At 61.3% G+C, this 18,084-nt stretch carries 20 protein-coding genes and 1 pseudogene; 5 read left to right on the forward strand and 16 right to left on the reverse strand.

Annotated elements, in window-relative coordinates; genetic code table 11:
- Positions 1 to 104: 104 nt before the first annotated feature.
- Positions 105 to 1,193, reverse strand: a complete 1,089-nt coding sequence (locus tag ACSZPK_RS18815; RefSeq protein ID WP_437883050.1) for a polyamine ABC transporter substrate-binding protein — start codon at positions 1,191 to 1,193, stop codon at positions 105 to 107.
- A 39-nt stretch (positions 1,194 to 1,232) separates the two neighbouring features.
- Positions 1,233 to 2,534 (reverse strand): NAD(P)/FAD-dependent oxidoreductase, encoded by a 1,302-nt coding sequence (locus ACSZPK_RS18820; RefSeq protein ID WP_437883051.1) that lies wholly within the window; start codon positions 2,532 to 2,534, stop codon positions 1,233 to 1,235.
- A gap of 134 nt (positions 2,535 to 2,668) precedes the next feature.
- On the opposite strand from ACSZPK_RS18820, the gene ACSZPK_RS18825 reads away from it, so the two are divergent.
- A complete protein-coding gene (locus ACSZPK_RS18825) occupies positions 2,669 to 3,607 on the forward strand; it encodes a LysR substrate-binding domain-containing protein (protein ID WP_437883052.1) in 939 nt (312 codons plus the stop codon).
- Between the two features lie 43 nt (positions 3,608 to 3,650).
- Here the strand turns inward: ACSZPK_RS18825 and ACSZPK_RS18830 are convergent.
- Positions 3,651 to 4,005, reverse strand: a pseudogene (locus tag ACSZPK_RS18830) (GNAT family N-acetyltransferase); the annotation flags it as partial.
- 31 nt (positions 4,006 to 4,036) lie between these two features.
- Here ACSZPK_RS18830 and ACSZPK_RS18835 point away from each other — a divergent pair.
- From ACSZPK_RS18835 to ACSZPK_RS18845, 3 genes are all read left to right on the forward strand, one after another.
- Complete coding sequence (locus tag ACSZPK_RS18835; RefSeq protein ID WP_437883053.1) at positions 4,037 to 4,747, forward strand: endonuclease; 711 nt, start codon at positions 4,037 to 4,039, stop codon at positions 4,745 to 4,747.
- Positions 4,748 to 4,896: 149 nt separating this feature from the next.
- A complete protein-coding gene (locus tag ACSZPK_RS18840; RefSeq protein ID WP_437883054.1) occupies positions 4,897 to 5,106 on the forward strand; it encodes a cold-shock protein in 210 nt (69 codons plus the stop codon).
- A gap of 81 nt (positions 5,107 to 5,187) precedes the next feature.
- Complete coding sequence (locus ACSZPK_RS18845; RefSeq protein ID WP_437883055.1) at positions 5,188 to 5,367, forward strand: hypothetical protein; 180 nt, start codon at positions 5,188 to 5,190, stop codon at positions 5,365 to 5,367.
- Positions 5,368 to 5,392: 25 nt separating this feature from the next.
- Here ACSZPK_RS18845 and pdxJ read toward each other — a convergent pair whose 3' ends face one another.
- The 11 genes from pdxJ to rpoE all read right to left on the reverse strand — a co-directional run bounded on the left by pdxJ (position 5,393) and on the right by rpoE (position 15,404).
- A complete protein-coding gene (gene pdxJ / locus ACSZPK_RS18850) occupies positions 5,393 to 6,139 on the reverse strand; it encodes a pyridoxine 5'-phosphate synthase (protein WP_437883056.1) in 747 nt (248 codons plus the stop codon).
- On the reverse strand, positions 6,132 to 6,830 hold the full coding sequence (recO, locus tag ACSZPK_RS18855; RefSeq protein WP_437883057.1) for a DNA repair protein RecO: 699 nt from the start codon (positions 6,828 to 6,830) through the stop codon (positions 6,132 to 6,134). Before recO ends, pdxJ begins: the two co-directional genes overlap by 8 nt.
- Before the next feature lie 3 nt (positions 6,831 to 6,833).
- Positions 6,834 to 7,730, reverse strand: a complete 897-nt coding sequence (era, locus tag ACSZPK_RS18860; protein WP_437883058.1) for a GTPase Era — start codon at positions 7,728 to 7,730, stop codon at positions 6,834 to 6,836.
- Positions 7,723 to 8,412, reverse strand: coding sequence for a ribonuclease III (rnc, locus tag ACSZPK_RS18865; RefSeq protein ID WP_437883059.1), 690 nt, complete (start codon positions 8,410 to 8,412; stop codon positions 7,723 to 7,725). The genes era and rnc overlap by 8 nt, the downstream gene beginning before the upstream one ends.
- Complete coding sequence (locus tag ACSZPK_RS18870; protein ID WP_437883060.1) at positions 8,409 to 8,786, reverse strand: DUF4845 domain-containing protein; 378 nt, start codon at positions 8,784 to 8,786, stop codon at positions 8,409 to 8,411. The genes rnc and ACSZPK_RS18870 overlap by 4 nt, the downstream gene beginning before the upstream one ends.
- A gap of 94 nt (positions 8,787 to 8,880) precedes the next feature.
- The gene (lepB, locus tag ACSZPK_RS18875; RefSeq protein WP_437883061.1) at positions 8,881 to 9,705 is read right to left on the reverse strand and encodes a signal peptidase I; all 825 of its coding nucleotides are present in this window, start codon (positions 9,703 to 9,705) and stop codon (positions 8,881 to 8,883) included.
- 5 nt (positions 9,706 to 9,710) lie between these two features.
- The gene (gene lepA, locus ACSZPK_RS18880) at positions 9,711 to 11,510 is read right to left on the reverse strand and encodes a translation elongation factor 4 (protein WP_437883062.1); all 1,800 of its coding nucleotides are present in this window, start codon (positions 11,508 to 11,510) and stop codon (positions 9,711 to 9,713) included.
- Positions 11,511 to 11,648: 138 nt separating this feature from the next.
- Complete coding sequence (locus ACSZPK_RS18885) at positions 11,649 to 13,061, reverse strand: DegQ family serine endoprotease (RefSeq protein WP_437883063.1); 1,413 nt, start codon at positions 13,059 to 13,061, stop codon at positions 11,649 to 11,651.
- Between the two features lie 172 nt (positions 13,062 to 13,233).
- Positions 13,234 to 14,196, reverse strand: coding sequence for a MucB/RseB C-terminal domain-containing protein (locus ACSZPK_RS18890; protein WP_437883064.1), 963 nt, complete (start codon positions 14,194 to 14,196; stop codon positions 13,234 to 13,236).
- 13 nt (positions 14,197 to 14,209) lie between these two features.
- Positions 14,210 to 14,791, reverse strand: a complete 582-nt coding sequence (locus tag ACSZPK_RS18895) for a sigma-E factor negative regulatory protein (RefSeq protein WP_437883065.1) — start codon at positions 14,789 to 14,791, stop codon at positions 14,210 to 14,212.
- 31 nt (positions 14,792 to 14,822) lie between these two features.
- Positions 14,823 to 15,404, reverse strand: coding sequence for an RNA polymerase sigma factor RpoE (rpoE, locus tag ACSZPK_RS18900; protein ID WP_437883066.1), 582 nt, complete (start codon positions 15,402 to 15,404; stop codon positions 14,823 to 14,825).
- 357 nt (positions 15,405 to 15,761) lie between these two features.
- On the opposite strand from rpoE, the gene nadB reads away from it, so the two are divergent.
- Positions 15,762 to 17,378, forward strand: coding sequence for an L-aspartate oxidase (gene nadB / locus ACSZPK_RS18905; RefSeq protein ID WP_437883067.1), 1,617 nt, complete (start codon positions 15,762 to 15,764; stop codon positions 17,376 to 17,378).
- On the opposite strand, the gene ACSZPK_RS18910 is transcribed toward nadB, so the two are convergent.
- Positions 17,347 to 17,796 carry a protein YgfX gene (locus ACSZPK_RS18910; RefSeq protein ID WP_437883068.1) on the reverse strand — a complete coding sequence of 150 codons (450 nt, stop codon included), beginning with the start codon at positions 17,794 to 17,796 and terminating at the stop codon, positions 17,347 to 17,349. The genes nadB and ACSZPK_RS18910 overlap by 32 nt on opposite strands.
- Positions 17,780 to 18,034, reverse strand: a complete 255-nt coding sequence (locus tag ACSZPK_RS18915; RefSeq protein WP_437883069.1) for a succinate dehydrogenase assembly factor 2 — start codon at positions 18,032 to 18,034, stop codon at positions 17,780 to 17,782. The genes ACSZPK_RS18910 and ACSZPK_RS18915 overlap by 17 nt, the downstream gene beginning before the upstream one ends.
- Positions 18,035 to 18,084: the final 50 nt, after the last annotated feature.

Raw genomic sequence — 18,084 nt, forward strand, 5'->3', positions numbered from 1 at the left:
CCCGGGCAATGCCTGTACGTTAGCGAACAGAGCCGCTAAGGCCCTGCGCGCAGTCTGAATCGCTGCGCACCATGGAGGGGGCTGAAGGCGTTTTGGCCGCTACGTCACTTCCCGCTGGTCACTCGGGTCCACAGCCGGGTACTCGAGCGCATCCCCGCGGGCGACAAGGTCTTGATCGGGAACAGCGTATCGAGTACCGATTCGGGCGGGTAGACTGCCGGATTGCCGCGCAGCTCAGGCGTGATGTACTCCAACGCCGCCGCATTGCCGTTTGGGTACTTGACCGTATTACTGATGTTGGCGATGACCTTTGGCTCCAGCAGGTAGTTCAGGTACGCATACCCGTTGTCCCGATGCGGTGCCCCCTTGGGCATCACCACCATGTCCACCGCCACTGTCGCCCCCTCCCGCGGAATGCTGTAGCCCACGTTCACCCCGTTGCCCGCCTGCTGCGCGCTGCCCATGGCCTGCAGCACATCGCCGCTGAAGCCGATCGCTACGCAGATGTTGCCGTTGGCCAGGTCGCTGACGTATTTGGACTGGTGGAAATAGCTGATGTAGGGCCGCACCGCCAGCAAGGCTGCCTCGGCTTTCTTGAGGTCTTCAGGCTTCTCGCTGTGCGGGTCCAGGCCCAGGGCCCTTAGCGTGATCGAAATGATCTGCGTCGGGTTGTCGAGGAACGCCACGCCGCACTGGCTCAGCTTCTGGATGTTCTCCGGCTTGAACAGCAGGCTCCAGGATTGCGTCACCTCCGTGCTGCCGAAGATGGCCTTGATCTTGTCGGCGTTGTAGCCGATGCCGGTGGTAACCCACATATACGGGATCGCATAGCGGTTGCCCGGGTCGCTCGCCTCCAGGATCTTCATCAGCTTCGGATCGAGGTTGTGCCAGGCGGGCAGCTTGCTGCGGTCCAGCTCCTCGATGGCCCCAGCCTTGATCAGTCGCGGCAGGAAGTGGTTGGACGGGCTCACCAGGTCGTAGCCACTGTTGCCGGCCATCAGCTTGGCTTCGGTGGTCTCGTTGCTGTCGATCAGGTCGTAGGTGGTCTGGATGCCCGTGCGCCGGGTGAACTCGGCCAGGGTGTCGTCGGCAATGTAGCCGCTCCAGTTGGCAATGTTGACCCGTTCTTCTGCCTGCACTGCCGCAGCCAGTAATGCTGAGGACAACAGGGCCATGCAAGTGTGCTTGATCATGGGATAGCTCTCTTTCTTGTTTGCGAGGTAATTGAAATGTCAGCGTTCCAGCCGCGCACGGCGTACTTCCCAGGCCATGCGCACTTTGGCGCCCAGGTCGAAGAACGGGCGGGGCGGCAGGTAGCCAGGGCTGGCCTGGCCCAGCACGTCGCCGAGCAAGGGCGAGTCGATGCCGAGTGCCATTTCGACCAGCAGGCGGCCCCACAGGGTGCCGCGAGCAACGCCGGAGCCATTGCAGCCGGCCACGGCATGCAGGCCGTCCGCGACCCGGGCGAAATACGGCTCGCCTGTGCGGGTGCCGCTGAGGTGGCCGGTCCAGGTGTATTGCAGATCCTGCGCAGCGATGCCCGGGAAGCGCTTCTGCAACCCCAGCAGGTGTGCACCCTGGCGTACGGCCAGGCCACGGCTGTCAATGTCGTGCTGACGGTATTCCACGGTGTTGCGGATCAGCAGGCGGCGCCCCGGCAGCAGGCGCAGGGTGCAGCCGCCCGGCAAGGTGGACAGCACGCCCCAGCCCTGTTCGTCGAACAACTGCTGCCAGTGCGCCCCGGTCAGCGGGCGGGTGATGCTTGCACTCAGCTCCAGCGGGAAAGTGCCGCTGCGCTTGAGCCCGATCCTGGGCAGGAATGCGCCGACGCAGGCCAGTACCTGCCGGGCTTCGATCTCGCCAGCCTCGGTGCGGGCAGTCCAGCCCTTGCCCGGGCGACGGCGCAAGTCGGTCACGGCGCTTTGCTCGAACACGTCCACCTGTTCTGGCAGGCCGTCAGCCAGCCCTTTGACGTAGCGCGCCGGCTGCATCAGACCGTTACCGCCCGCGCAATGGATCGCGCGTGCATAGAACGCGCTACCGAGGCGCCGTTGCAGCGCTTCACCCTCGTGGTAGCTTGCCTGGGCGCCCACGGCGCGCAGGGTTTCCAGTGCCTGCTCGGCGTGCTGCAGATGCGCTGGCTCGTGTACCGCGAAGTGGTAGCCGTTGTCGCTGAACTCGCAGTCGATAGCCAGCGACTGGATGCGCTGGCGCACTTCATTACCCGCCGCGGCACCGATGCGCGAGGCGACCTGATAGCCGGAAAACCCGGGTGTACCGATCAGTTCACCAACACCTGGCAGTTCATGGCTGACCACGAAGCCAGAGTTGCGTGCCGAAGCGCCCTGGGCGACCCGCTGGCGCTCCAGCAGCATGATCCGCTGTGACGGAAAACGGCGCGCCAGGGCGTGGGCTGCGGACAAACCGGTAATGCCACCGCCGATGATCAGCCAATCGGCCTTGTGGGTGCCTTGCAGGCGCGGCCGCTCCGCTGATTCACCGGCCAGCGCAATCCAGCCACAGTGGTTGTTCATTGCGCGTCACTCCCTCAATATCGATGCACAGGCGTTATTGGCTACTGCCCGCAAAAGCGTGCCCTGGCTCCAATCTACGGGGGGCAAGGCGCAATTTCTAACGCTAATAATTCATTCATCCATTCGGAATTTGCATGGATAAGAACCTTCGTGTGCCATCGTTGCAGGCGTTGCAGGCCCTGGTCCGGGTAGCCGACACCAGCAACTTCACCGAGGCTGCGCGCCAGTTGCACCTGACCCAGAGCGCCATCAGCCGGCAAATCCAGCAACTTGAGGAGCATTTCCAGACCACGTTGTTCGATCGCACCAGCCGCAAGGTCGCGCTGACCGCCCATGGGCACGAGGTGTACGGGGTGGCAAAGGGCATGCTGCAAACCCTGCGCACGCTGGAGGAAAAGCTGGCACCGACCCCGCTGGACCGCCCATTCCGCGTGCGCATGTTCGTATCGCTGGCGGTACGCTGGCTGTTGCCGCGGCTGACCTCGTTCTATGCACTCAACCCAGGCCTGACCCTGTCGATTGAAACGGTCGGCGGCGACCTGGTGGACACCGGTGGCGACTGCGACGCGTATGTGCTGTACCTGCCGGGCGGCCTTGACGAGCGCCCGTTGACGCCACTGTTCGACGAGTACCTGATCCCGGTCTGCGCGCCCGTGCTGGGCGACGGCCGCGCCCCGCCTCGGTGTGCCGCCGAGCTCGTCGACCATGCGCTGATCCACGGCTCGACCTCGCGCTACGAATGGACCCTGTGGCTCAAGGCCCAACAGGCCCCGGTCGAGCACAAGTACCAGGACCTGTTGTTCAATCTTGACGACCTGGCACTGGACGCGGCTGCCCGAGGTATGGGCATCGCCATGACAGACCGAATGCTGGCCCACGATGCGTTGGTACGCGGCGACCTGGTGGTGCCCTTCGGCGAGGCGCTGAAGACCGGTGGCGTGTATGCCCTGTGGCTACGGGACAGCGGCGTTGCCCACCCCGCGTGCCAAGCCGTGCTGAAGTGGTTCGAGCAGCAGGTGGAGCAGACCGTTCTGCAAGAACAGCGGCCCCGGCCACATCAGCTGCGAAGCTGAAAACCGGGTACCGCTTTGCGCCACGTTCGCGACAAGGCCGCGCCTACACTGTCGGCAGGCGTTTTTCCATTGGCTGGTAGACCATCCCGGCAAACTCGCCCATTTCGCCCGTAGCGTTGGAAGGCAGGCACCGAAGACAACGATGCCTTGACCGTCACGACGTCAACCCGGGCATGTTCCAGCGCCGCATTCATCAGGCGCGTGCCGATGCCCTGGCGGTGCCAGCCCGGCGCGATGAACAGCATCGCAACGTGGCAGCCTTCCTTGAGTTCGATCAACCCCGCGATGGCGCCCTGCGCGACACAGGCCAGCATCAGGTTGTCGCCCAGCATGCGTTCGGCAAACGACTGGGGTGCTGCCACCTTGGTGAAGGTTTCGATACCTTGCCCCGACCAGGTATCATGCCGCGCTTTTCGAGACGTGGCCCTTATGCCCAAGCGCTTCATCGCCCTGCTGTTCTGCATCGCCAGCCTGTTTCTCAGCACTGCACAGGCAGACGCTCCCCGTACCTTCGCAGAAGCCAAGAAAGTCGCGCGCAAGCTCTATGACAAGCAAGCGGTGGAGTTCTACTGCGGCTGTCGCTACCAGGGCCAGCGCGTGGACCTCAAGAGCTGCGGCTACGTACCACGCAGGAATGCCCAACGTGCCGCGCGCATCGAATGGGAGCACATCGTGCCGACCTGGGTCATCGGTCATCAGCGGCAGTGCTGGCAACAAGGCGGGCGCGGCAATTGCTCGCGCCACGACAAGACCTACCAGCGCGCCGAGGCCGACCTGTTCAACCTGGTACCCGCCATTGGTGAAGTGAACGGCGACCGCAGCAATTACCGCTTCGCCTGGCTGCCACAACAACCGAGCCAATATGGCGCCTGCCAGATGGTGGTCGACTTCAAGAGCCAGCGTGTGATGCCACGCTCACAGATCCGCGGCATGATCGCCCGCACCTACTTCTACATGAGCGACCGCTACAAGCTGAAGCTGTCGAACCAGGAACGCCGATTGTTCCAGGTCTGGAGCCGGCAGTACCCGGTCGATGCCTGGGAACGTCAGCGCAATCAGCAGATCGCCTGCACCATGGGCTGGAGCAACCCACATGTTGCTGCGGTCGACCTGAAACGCTGCCCCACACCGGTGCGCTGAGCGCCGCCGAGCAGGAGCATGAAGAAATCGTTAGGCGTTTCCCGGTTTAGGTTGTAGGGTTGCAAGGCTACGCGAGGCGATGCCCGCGTATGACTATAAGAAGGGCACGAAAGGTTCGCTGCCTTATTCATCTATCGAGGAATGTATTCATGTCCCAACGCCAGACCGGCACCGTCAAATGGTTCAACGACGAGAAAGGCTACGGCTTCATCACTCCGGAAAGCGGTGCCGACCTGTTCGTGCACTATCGTTCGATCCAGGGCGGTGGTTTCAAGAGCCTGAAGGAAGGCCAATCGGTATCCTTCGTTGCCGTGCAAGGCCAGAAAGGCATGCAAGCGGACGAAGTTCAGCCGCTCTGATACCGGCCTCGAAAAAGACCGGCCCACGGGCCGGTTTTTTTATTCCCTCATGAATCCCAGGCCCTTTTTCAGGAGAGGACGATGAAAGTCAAAGTCACCAATAAACCGTCGAAACCACAACCCGCCGTAGAGACCCGCGAGTCCATCGAGGCACAGATCGCGGCGTTTCTCAATTCCGGTGGCGAAATCCAGCAGATCGCCAAGGGCGTGAGCGGCCAGACCGGTACGCCGAGCCGCCACATCACCATCAGCCGCAAGTAACTGCTGCATTGGATCGTCGAGCGGCTTAGCCTCGCGCTGCAGCCGCGACGATCAGCTGTTTCATCTCGGCCACGGCGGCCTTGAAGCCGACGAACAGGGCATGGGCAACAATGGCGTGACCGATGTTCAGCTCATTGACCCCGACGATCGCCGCGACCGGCTCCACGTTGTGATAATGCAAACCGTGGCCGGCGTTGACGATCAGCCCCTGTGAGCGGCCGAAGCTGATGCCATCACGGATGCGCGCCAGCTCCAGCGCCGCCTCTTGCGGAGTCTTCGCATCGGCATAGCGCCCGGTGTGCAGTTCGATAGCCGGAGCGCCAACCCGGCGAGCGGCTTCGATCTGCTTCTCGTCCGCATCGATGAACAGCGAAACTTCCGCGCCGATATCGGCGAGACGCGCCACCGCAAGACGAATGCGCACTTCCTGGCCAGCGACTTCCAGGCCGCCTTCGGTGGTCAGCTCCTGACGGGTTTCCGGCACCAGGCACACATGCCGAGGGCGAATCTCTTCGGCAAAAGCCAGCATGGCATCGGTGACCCCCATCTCGAAATTCATGCGAGTCTGCAGCACCTCGCGCAGCACACGTACATCCCGATCCTGGATGTGCCGACGGTCCTCTCGCAGGTGCACGGTGATGCCATCGGCACCCGCCTCCTCGGCATCCAGGGCAGCCTTCACTGGGTCCGGATAACGTGTGCCCCGGGCCTGGCGCAGGGTAGCGACGTGGTCAATGTTGACGCCGAGCAGAACACGATTGGCTTCAGTCACGAGGAGGCTCCTTGAGGGTCATGAACAGTTCACGGCTGACCAGTGGCTGGCCACCCAGGTGTGGGGCGAGGGCCTGACGCATCAGGCGCTTGGCGGCAGCGAGCGCGCCGGGAGAAGACCAATCGGCGTCTGCCATGGCCAGCAGGTCACTGCCCTGGAACAGGCCTGGCTGCAACTGGAACACCCTTTCCAGCCCTGCGTCGGGCAGCAATCGGTAGAGCGCATCGGTGGCGATGGACTGGCCATGTACATCGATATCCAGCGCGAAACCATAGCCCAGATCGTCCAGCAGGCGCCATTCGAAAGCACGCAGCAACGGCTCCAGCGGCGGGTTGGCCGCCAGTGCGCGCAAGGTCAGCGCATAGTGCTCGAACAGTGCGGGATGGGGATCTTCCGCTGGCAGCAGGCGGATCAGCAACTCGTTGAGATAAAGGCCACTGAACAGTGCGGCGCCGCTCAGAAGGTTGGGGATTCCCGCCGCTTCCAGGCGGGCAATATTCTTCAACTCGCCACGGCCACGGAACTCCATCTCCAGCGGCACGAAAGGCCGCGCCAGGGTGCCGGCCTTGCCACGCGCACCGCGCAATACCGCGCGCCAGCGCCCCGATGGCGTCAGTACATCGACCAGCGCACTGCTCTCGCGGTAGGCGCGACTATGCAGGACATAAGCCGCCAATGCGCCGGTCTGCATGGATCAGAGGTCGTTGTAGCCCAGCGAGCGCAGTGCCCGTTCGTCGTCGGACCAGCCGCCCTTCACCTTGGCCCAGAGGTTGAGCATGACCTTGGAGTCGAACAGCACCTCCATGTCCTTGCGCGCCTCCTGGCCGATACGCTTGATGCGCTCGCCCTTGTCGCCAATGATGATTTTCTTCTGCCCATCACGCTCGACCAGGATCAGCGCGTGGATATGCAGGATGCGCCCCTCCTGCTTGAACTCTTCGATCTCGACGGTGATCTGGTAAGGCAGCTCGGCGCCGAGCTGGCGCATGATCTTTTCGCGGACCAGCTCGGCAGCCAGGAAACGGCTCGAGCGGTCGGTGATCTGGTCTTCGGGGAAGAAGTGCTCGCTCTCGGGCAGGAACTTCGCCACCAGTTGCTCCAGGGCGTCGAGGTTGTGCCCCTGCTGCGCGGAGATCGGCACGATCTCGGCTTTCGGCAGTTGCTCCTGCAACCACTGCAGGTGCGGGATCAACTCGGCCTTGTCATCGAGACGGTCGGTCTTGTTGATCGCCAGGATCACCGGTCCCTGCACGTACTGGATGCGCTCCAGGACCATCTGGTCCTCTTCGGTCCAGCGTGCGCGATCGACGACGAAGATCACCACGTCGACGTCCTTCAGGGCCGAGGAAGCGGTGCGGTTCATGTAACGATTGAGCGCCTTGTCGTTCTGCTTGTGCAGACCGGGCGTATCGACATAGACAGCCTGCACGTCGCCCTCGGTCTTGATGCCGAGCATGTTGTGCCGGGTGGTCTGCGGCTTGCGCGAGGTAATCGCCAGCTTCTGCCCGAGGATATGGTTGAGCAGTGTCGACTTGCCCACGTTCGGGCGGCCGACGATGGCGACATAGCCGCAACGGGTTGTATCAGTCATGGCCATTCTCCACGCCCAGCGCGACCAGCGCGGCGGCGGCGGCGACCTGCTCGGCGATGCGCCGGCTGGCGCCCTGCCCCTGGGTCTGTTCAGTCAACAATGCCACTTCGCACTGGACGAAGAAAGTGCGGCAGTGGGGCTCGCCCTGGATTTCGATGACCTCGTAGCGCGGCAACTCGGCACCGCGCGACTGCAAGAACTCCTGCAGGCGCGTCTTGGGGTCCTTGTTGGTATCGACCAGCGTCAGGCTATCCAGCTCGTTGCTCAGCCAGGCCAGCACGCGTTCGCGGGCGACATCCATGCCGGCATCGAGGTAGATGGCGCCGATCAGGGCTTCGAGGGCATCGGCGAGGATCGACTCGCGACGATAGCCACCGCTCTTCAGCTCGCCGGAGCCCAGGCGCAGGTATTCGCCCAGCTCGAAACCACGGGCCAGCAAGGCCAGCGTCTCGCCTTTGACCAGGCGCGCACGCAGGCGTGACAGCTGGCCTTCACGCGCCTGCGGGAAACGCTCGTAGAGCGCCTCGCCGGCCACGAAGTTGAGGATGGCATCACCGAGGAACTCCAGGCGCTCGTTGTTGCGCCCGGCAAAGCTGCGATGGGTAAGTGCCAGGACCATCAGGTCCTGGTCTTTGAAGGTATGACCGAGCTGACGCTCAAGACGATTCAGGGATGCACTCACTTGGCTCTTACACGGAATTCTTTATCGAATTTGGCCACCAGATCGAGATTCTGGATCAGTGGCTCGCGTTTTTCGTATTTAAGGTGAACCTGGAAGTCACCGTCTTGCAGTTTGATTTCGATGGCATCGCGAGAGTTGAGGTCACGGATACTGTTGATCTGCATGGACTTGTCGATATGACTATAGAAGTCGCCGACCGTACGAACATCCAGATTCTTGTCGTTTTCCACCGAAGTGATGGCCTTTTCGATGGACAGGTAGTCCATGTAATGCGGCAGCATCTTGAAGGCGACACTGGCGAAGAACGCCACCAACGCCAAGACAACCAACCAGCCAAGCAACGACAAGCCTTTCTGCGAACGCGCCAATGCCATGATCAACCCCAGCTATCGAATGATGGCGGCCTGCCCTCTCGGTGGCATGGCCTCGTTATGAACAGGTACGGCTCGTTCGAGCCACACCGCTCGATCAGTTAATCAGCCCCACCCGGGAAAGGGTCGGCCAATGTTCGAACTTCGGCGACGGCCAACTCAACCAGACTGCGAACGCCTTGCCGACGATATTGCGGTCAGGAACCATACCCCAGTAACGGCTGTCGTTGGAGTTGTCGCGGTTGTCGCCCATCATGAAATAGTGCCCCTGCGGGACCACCCATTCGTTGGCGGCGCTACGGTCGTTGCGATTGACTTCCTTGCGGATCAGGTGATCGGCTTCGCCAAGTTTCTCCTGGTAGAACTCGGCAGTGCTCAGGCTCTCCGGGTCCATGCCAACCAGTCGATTGGCCACCGGCTGACCATTGACCAGCAGTTGCTTGTCTTCGGTGTACTTGATGCGGTCGCCCGGCAGGCCGACTACGCGCTTGATGTAATTGATGCTCGGTTCCTTCGGGAAACGGAACACCATCACGTCGCCACGCTGCGGCTCACCGACATCGACGACCTTGGTGTCGACCACTGGCAAGCGGATGCCATAGGCGAACTTGTTGACCAGGATGAAATCGCCGATGTTCAAGGTAGGCAGCATCGAGCCCGAGGGAATCTGGAACGGCTCGAGCAGGAAGGAACGCAGCACCAGGACGATCGCCAGCACCGGGAAGAAGGACTTGCCGTACTCCACCAGCAACGGTTCCTTGTCCAGCCTCTCCACCACCTGCGGATCGGGTTCGCCGACCTGGCCCGCATAGGTGGCGATTGCTGTACGACGCCGTGGCGCCAGCAACAGCAGATCGATAAGGGCGAGCAGACCGCACACCGCCACAGCAATGACCAGCAACAACGGAAAATTGAAAGACATGGTTCTCAGCTATCCACTTTCAGTACGGCCAGGAAGGCTTCCTGGGGAATTTCGACGCTCCCCACCTGCTTCATCCTTTTCTTACCGGCCTTTTGTTTTTCCAGCAGTTTTTTCTTACGTGAAACGTCACCGCCATAGCACTTGGCCAAGACATTCTTCCTCAGCGCCTTGACCGTCGTCCGCGCGATGATCTGGCCACCGATGGCAGCCTGGATCGCAACGTCGAACATCTGCCGAGGGATCAGCTCTTTCATCTTCTCGGTCAACACGCGCCCTTTCTGGTGCGCGCGATCACGATGCACGATGAGTGCCAGTGCGTCGACCTTTTCAGCGTTGATCATCACATCCAGGCGCACCAGGTTGGCCGACTGGAAGCGGTCGAAACTGTAGTCAAGCGAAGCATAGCCGCGACTCACCGACTTCAGGCGGTCGAAGAAGTCGAGGACTACTTCATTCATCGGCAGGTCATAGGAAACCTGAACCTGGCTACTGAGAAACTGCATGTCACGCTGTACGCCACGCTTCTCGATGCACAGGGTGATGACGTTGCCCAGGTGTTCTTGCGGCACCAGGATATTGGCGCGCACGATCGGCTCGCGCATGTCGAGGATGCCAGCCGGGTCCGGCAACTTGGACGGGTTATCCACATACAGGGTTTCGCCGCTCTTCATCTCGACCTCGAAGACCACGGTCGGCGCCGTGGTGATCAGGTCAAGGTTGTACTCGCGCTCCAGACGCTCCTGGATGATCTCCATATGGAGCATGCCGAGGAAGCCGATACGGAAACCGAAGCCCAGTGCATCGGAACTTTCCGGTTCGTACTGCAAGGCCGCGTCGTTCAGGGTCAGTTTCTGCAGGGCTTCGCGGAAATCCTCGAAGTCATCGGAACTGACCGGGAACAGGCCGGCGTAGACCTGCGGCTTGATGCGTTTGAAACCAGGCAGCACGTCCACGTCCGGAGTGGCGGAAAGGGTCAGGGTATCCCCCACCGGGGCCCCCAGAATCTCCTTGATTCCCGCGATGACGAAGCCTACTTCACCGGCTTTCAGGTCCGCCGTTTCAGTATGTTTGGGGGTAAATACGCCGACACTGTCCACCTGATGGATCTTGCCGGTGGACTTGACCAGAATCTTGTCGCCTTTCCTCACCCGGCCATGCTTGACCCGGACCAGCGACACCACCCCCAGGTAATTGTCGAACCAGGAGTCGATGATCAGCGCCTGCAACGGTGCATCGATCTTGCCTTCTGGCGCTGGAATGACCTTGACCAACCGCTCCAGCACATCGATCACGCCCATGCCGCTCTTGGCGCTGCAGGGCACCGCGTCAGTGGCATCAATGCCGATGATGTGCTCGATCTCGTCCTTGACCCGCTCCGGCTCGGCCTGGGGCAGGTCCATTTTGTTCAGCACGGGCATGACTTCGAGGCCCTGCTCGATCGCCGTGTAGCAGTTGGCGACCGACTGTGCCTCGACGCCCTGGCCAGCATCGACCACCAAGATCGCGCCTTCGCAGGCCGCCAGCGAACGGCTGACTTCATAGGTGAAGTCGACGTGGCCGGGGGTGTCGATGAAGTTGAGCTGGTAGGTCCTGCCATCCTGGGCCGGATAGTGCAGGGTCACGCTGTGCGCCTTGATCGTGATTCCGCGCTCGCGCTCCAGGTCCATGGAGTCCAGCACCTGAGCCTCCATCTCGCGATCGGACAAGCCGCCGCAGATCTGGATGAAGCGATCCGCCAGGGTCGATTTGCCATGGTCGATGTGGGCGATGATGGAGAAGTTGCGGATATGACTCAGGTCACTCACGGATCAGCACTCGAAAAAGCCGCAGGCAGGCTGCCCGCCGAAAACAGCCGCGCATTCTACCCGAATGCTCGCGTGAGCGTCACGCCTACAAAGGAAAGGGCGGCAAATGCCGCCCTTTCCCTGCCTGTGCCGACCCGATCACTCGGCCAGCTTGAACGTGATGAAGCTGGCTCGCCCCTGGCGCAGCACACGCATGGACACCGAACGATCCTTCGGCAGACTCTTGGCCACATCGGCAAAGGCCTTGCTCGAGTCGATCGACTGGTTGTTCAGGTGTGTGATCACGTCACCCGGACGCAGGCCAATCAGCGCCGCCGGGCCATCCTGAACCTCCTTGATCACCACACCGCCACGCAGGTCCAGGGATTTGCGCTGCTCGGCACTCAGATCGGCTACGGACACGCCCAGGCGATTGCTGCTGCGCTCGACGGAACCACCCTCGCTGATGGCGGCCACCTGGTCTTCGTCCTCGGGCAGGCTGCCAACCGACAGTGACAGGGTCTTGCGATCACCGCCACGCACGACGTCCAGGGACACCTTGCTGCCCGGCTTCAGGCTACCGACCAGATGCGGCAAATCGGCCGACATGATGATCGGCTGACCATTGGCACTGAGAATCACGTCGCCGACCTGCAGGCCGCCCTTGGCTGCCGGACCGTCTTCCAGCACCTGGGCGACCAGCGCGCCAGCCGGCTTGTCCAGACCGAAGGACTCAGCCAGGTCCTTGTTGACCTCCTGGATGACCACGCCGAGCCAGCCACGGCTGACCTTGCCATCGCTCTTCAACTGATTGGCCACGTCCATGGCTACATCGATCGGGATGGCGAAGGACAGCCCCATGAAACCACCGGAGCGGGTGAAAATCTGCGAGTTGATACCGACCACTTCACCCTCCAGGTTGAACAACGGGCCACCGGAATTGCCGGGGTTGATCGCCACGTCAGTCTGGATGAACGGCACATAGTTCTCGTTCGGCAGGCTACGGCCCTTGGCACTGACGATACCGGCGGTGACCGAGTGGTCGAAGCCAAACGGCGAGCCGATAGCCAAGACCCAGGCACCGACCTTCAGCACCTCGGACTTGCCGAGCTTGACCGTGGGCAGGTTCTTGCCCTCGACCTTGAGCAGGGCAACGTCGGTACGGGCATCGGCACCGATCAGCTTGGCCTTGAGCTCACTGCGATCGGACAGGCGAACGATGATCTCGTCAGCATCCGCCACCACATGGTTATTGGTCAGCACGTAGCCGTCCGCGGAAATGATGAACCCCGAACCCAGCGACTGCGCCTCACGCTGCCGCCCGCCCTGGCCACGCGGGGTTTGCGGCAGGCTGCGTTCGAAGAATTCGCGAAACATCGGCGGCAGGCCTTCAAGGTCAGGCATCTGCTGACTCGCGACTTCGCGCTGGGGCAGGTTCTGTCGCGTACTGATGTTGACCACCGCCGGCGATGCCGCCTCGACCAGGTTGGTGAAATCGGGCAATTCAGCTTTGGCGACAGTGACCTGGGCCATCAGCACCAGTGCGAACAGGCCGGATAAATAGGATCTCATGCTAAGCATCAACTACAGCTCCCATCCACGGGTGGAGAGGCGTCTTTTCACGGACGCGCAAGAAAACCGCCAGGAAGGCGGTTCATCGAATTACAGCGAATGAAACGGGTATTCACGCAAGCGTCTACTCGCAGGTGAAACAGGTAAACCAGACACAGCCCGGGTTTACCTGTCAGCGGGTTGCGGTATCAGCAGGAACACTGGCCTGCATGCCCTGCATGGACAACGCAACCCGCTCCGCAGTTCCCGAAGGGATTTCACCAATTACGGTAACCATCACATCGCCATCGACAGTGACCATACGCCGGGAGATCACCGCGGTTGGTCCGAGCTGCGCCCTGGCATCCTCGATCAACGCACTGTGCAGCGGCTCGAGGAACACGGAAAACTGCGCGATACCATCCCCGTAGGTCATGCTCGCCACCTGCTCGGATGACGCAGGGCTCTGCCGACTCACAACCTGGGAAAGCTGGAAGCCTGGGGGCAGCCAGCCAGCGCGCCAGGTTTGCGGCACCGCCTTGACCGGTGCCGTCGCAACCACGGCCTGGCAACCATCACCAGGTTTCAGGGCATCGGCTTTGGGACTGGATTGCAGGTCGAGCGAAATGAACTGAAAACGCTCCAGCAGCCGTCCCTTGTCATCGAGCAACAAGGACTTGAGCGGCAATGCGGTCTCTTTATCCAGTTGCAGCTCGACGCCATAGCGGTACTGATCACGCGGCTGAAGCTCGACCACTACAGCCTGACGCCCAGCAACCCTGGACTCGCCCGTCACGCTCATATCGTAGTATTCGGCAAGCCGTAACGGATCGAGCGCTTTGACAGCAGTGGCCTGCACGCCGTCCATATCTTCGACACGGCCACCACTGACGCATTGCGTACGGCCATTGACCCTGACCACTTCCCATAACGGACCATCCAACTGAAGGAGGCGCTCTCTGCTCCCTTCAGCTCCACCCAAATGCCACACACCGTGGGTGGAGAAACTACCATTGCGCTCATACACGAAAGTACCCTGGTAACTTCGCTCCTCCGACTTCACGGAACGAGACAACCAATCCTGAGCCTCACTTGCCGGGAGAATCGGCGAGACCAGAAAGCTTCCTAACAACGCTACCAGAGAGACGGCGCGCATACGCCTCCCTTATTTATTGGTTTTCGACACTGGCGGAGCGCGCGTACGGCAGCGCCTCGGCCCCTGAAGCCCCAGCCTGCTGGGCATGCTGACGCAGATAGGTCGGCAGGCGCTGCTCATGCCACTCAGCAGACTGCTGCTCGGCCGTGGAGGCCTTGGCTGGCTCGCCACCTTCGCCGGCGGTATAGCCAGCCAGGATTACCGGGCCTTTCGCCTGAGGCATCGCCAAGGCAGGCTGAGTGCCTTGCTGGGCCAACTGCGCGGTAGAGATTTCATCCTGGTTGTAGAAACGTACGCCAGCCAATACCGCGACGGTCACGGATGCAGCCACGGCAACGCGACCGATATTGCGCCACAGGCCACCGGCTTTCTTCGGCGCGGCCTCGGACTCGAGGGCTGCCGCAACCGCGGCAGCGATGTCGAGACGAGGCTCGATCAGTTCCTTGTGCATGGCCGCACGGGCAATCTGATAACGCGACCAGGTCGCGCGCAGGTCAGGTTCGGCACTGGCTGCGAGCACACGTCGCAGCTCCAGCTCGTCCGCCTGGTTATCCATCACCGCGGACAGCGATTCCTGCAGGGTTTCACTACTCATGGTGGTTCCTCTCTTGGCAATAGCCGCTGTCTCAGGTTTCCTGCAACAAGGGTTGCAGCGCTTTATCAATCGCCTCGCGAGCCCGGAAAATCCGGGAACGCACGGTACCAACAGGACACTGCATGACGCTGGCGATGTCCTCGTAACTCAATCCGTCGAACTCGCGCAGGGTCAACGCCGAGCGCAAGTCTTCCGGTAACTGCTGGATGGTTCGATGCACGGTGGCTTCGATTTCATCGCGCAGCATCGATCGTTCCGGTGATTCGATATCCTTTAGAGCGTGATCGCCGTCATAGAATTCCGCATCTTCGGTACTTACATCGCTGTCCGGCGGACGGCGTCCGCGCGAGACCAGATAGTTCTTGGCGGTATTGATTGCAATCCGATACAGCCATGTATAGAAGGCACTATCGCCGCGAAAGTTACCAAGTGCGCGATACGCCTTGATGAACGCCTCCTGGGCGACATCCTGAGCTTCGTGATTGTCATGCACGAAACGCACGATCAAACCGAGAATCTTGTGCTGGTACTTCATAACCAGCAGATCAAACGCACGCTTGTCGCCGCGCTGTACCCGCTCGACCAGCTGCTGATCGTCTTCCTGGGTTAGCATGAACTCTCCTCATGAGGTCCGGAGCAATTCTGCGTAGGCCAGTGAATCCATCTGCTGAAATAGACCCAGGGGTTTCGCAAAAGTTCTGTCCTCCGAACAAGGCTTCTTGCGGCGCTCACCACGCTCGCACGAAACAACGCAGCAGGACCCATTGCCCTGCTGCTTCTAATCGTAATTACTGACCAAAGTGCAACGTTAGAGGGAGCACGGTAGGCCGGCACCTATCCAAAACGGTGACTGCCTATGGAACCTGAACCCATTGGAAAGTTCATGGCATTTTCCCCGACTCACAAGCGCGCTATTGTGGCGCCCATCGCGTCGATATACTAGCGTCCGCCTCCATCCGGATCCCAGCAGATGAGCCAACATTTCCGCCATGATGTATTGATTATCGGCAGCGGTGCAGCAGGCCTCACCCTAGCCCTGACCCTGCCCTCCACCTTGCGCATCGCCGTTCTGAGCAAAGGCGATCTGGCCAATGGTTCGACCTACTGGGCACAAGGCGGCGTGGCTGCGGTCCTGGATGACACCGACACGGTTGAGTCCCACGTCGAGGACACCCTCGTCGCTGGCGGCGGACTGTGCCGGGAAGATGCCGTGCGTTTCACCGTAGAGCACAGCCGCGAAGCCATCCAGTGGCTGATCGAGCAAGGCGTGCCGTTCACCCGAGACGAAGAACAGGACCGGGAAGATGGTGGTTTCGAGTACCACCTGACCCGCGAGGGCGGTCACAGCCACCGGCGTATCATTCATGCCGCCGACGCGACCGGGGCGGCGATCTTCAATACCCTGCTGCAACGCACGCGGCAATTGGAAAATGTCGAGTTGCTCGAACAGCATGTGGCCGTAGACCTGATCACCGAGCGCAAACTGGGCGGCAGCCGGCAGCGCTGCCTTGGTGCCTATGTGCTGAACCGCGCAAGCGGCGAGGTCGATACCTTCCATGCGCGCTTCGTGATTCTGGCCACCGGGGGGGCGGCCAAGGTCTACCTCTATACCAGTAACCCAGACGGTGCCTGCGGCGACGGTATCGCCATGGCCTGGCGCGCAGGCTGCCGGGTCGGCAATCTGGAGTTCAACCAGTTCCACCCGACCTGCCTCTATCACCCTCAGGCCAAGAGCTTTCTTATTACCGAAGCCCTGCGCGGCGAAGGCGCACACTTGAAACTGCCCAATGGCGAGCGCTTCATGGCCCGCTTCGATCAACGGGAAGAACTGGCACCACGGGATATCGTCGCCCGCGCCATCGACCATGAAATGAAGCGCCTGGGTGTCGACTGCGTCTATCTGGACATCAGCCACAAGACGGAAAGCTTCATCAAGACGCACTTCCCCACTGTTTATGAGCGCTGCCTGAAATTCGGCATCGATATCACCCGCCAACCGATCCCGGTTGTGCCCGCCGCCCACTACACCTGCGGCGGCGTGCTGGTGGACTCACGCGGCCTGACCGACGTCCCCAACCTGTATGCCATCGGCGAAACCAGCTTCACCGGCCTGCACGGCGCCAATCGCATGGCCAGCAATTCGTTGCTGGAGTGCTTCGTCTATGCACGTTCGGCGGCCGAAGACATCGTTTCCCGCCTCGACTCGGTGCCCATGCCCGAAGACTTGCCCACCTGGGATGCCAGCCAGGTGACCGATTCGGACGAAGACGTGATCATCGCGCACAACTGGGATGAACTGCGGCGCTTCATGTGGGACTACGTCGGCATCGTGCGCACCAACAAGCGCCTGCAACGCGCCCAGCACCGGGTGCGCATGCTGCTTAGCGAAATCGACGAGTTCTACTCCAACTACAAGGTCAGCCGCGACCTGATCGAACTGCGCAACCTGGCACAGGTCGCCGAACTGATGATCGAGTCAGCCATGCTGCGTCGCGAAAGCCGTGGCCTGCACTTCACCCTGGATTATCCCGAACGACTGGACCAGGCGCGGGACACTATCCTGCAACCGCCCACCTATTGCGGCTGAACCTGAGTCGCACACGCAACTGCCTGTGGATATCTGCAGACAGGCTGTCGCCAGGGAGACAGACGGAGCCCGCCAGGATGTGTCCCGGCCGGCGATAACGCAACACAATCAACTGAGGCAGCGCGAGGCTGTCAGGTCGTAGCTCGACCGCCACCCATTCGCCGGCGACCATCAGGCTCCAGCCCTCCTCATCGACCCGTAAGCCCGTAACGGAAGCGGTATGGTTGAGCACAAGATGGCGAGGCACGACCCAACAGGCCTGGGCAGCGCACAACAAGAGCAATAACCCTTTCAGTGCCAGTGGAATATCCAGCAATCCAATAGCCAGGCCAGCCAAGGCCTGGACCACGACATAACCTGCCAACAGCCGGCGAGACGGCTGCCAGTGGCACTCGAAGCGCTTATTTTGGCTGGACACGGTCCAGGATCATGCGAACGATGCGTTGCAGGTCAGGATCTTCGGGCTCTTCACGCTGCATGAACCAGCCGAACATGTCCTGATCCTCGCACTCCAGCAATTTGACGTAGCGCGCCTTGTCTTCGGCATCCAGGCTCGAATAGACCTCCTTGACGAAGGGCACCAGCAGCACATCGAGCTCCAGCATGCCACGGCGGCTGTGCCAGAAAAGGCGGTTCAATTCGGTATCGTCGGCCATGCCAGAACTCCTGTGGAAAGTGGCGCAGTATAGCGGCCGATGCGACGTGA

The organism is Pseudomonas sp. LRF_L74 (assembly GCF_965644255.1).
Taxonomy (GTDB): domain Bacteria; phylum Pseudomonadota; class Gammaproteobacteria; order Pseudomonadales; family Pseudomonadaceae; genus Aquipseudomonas.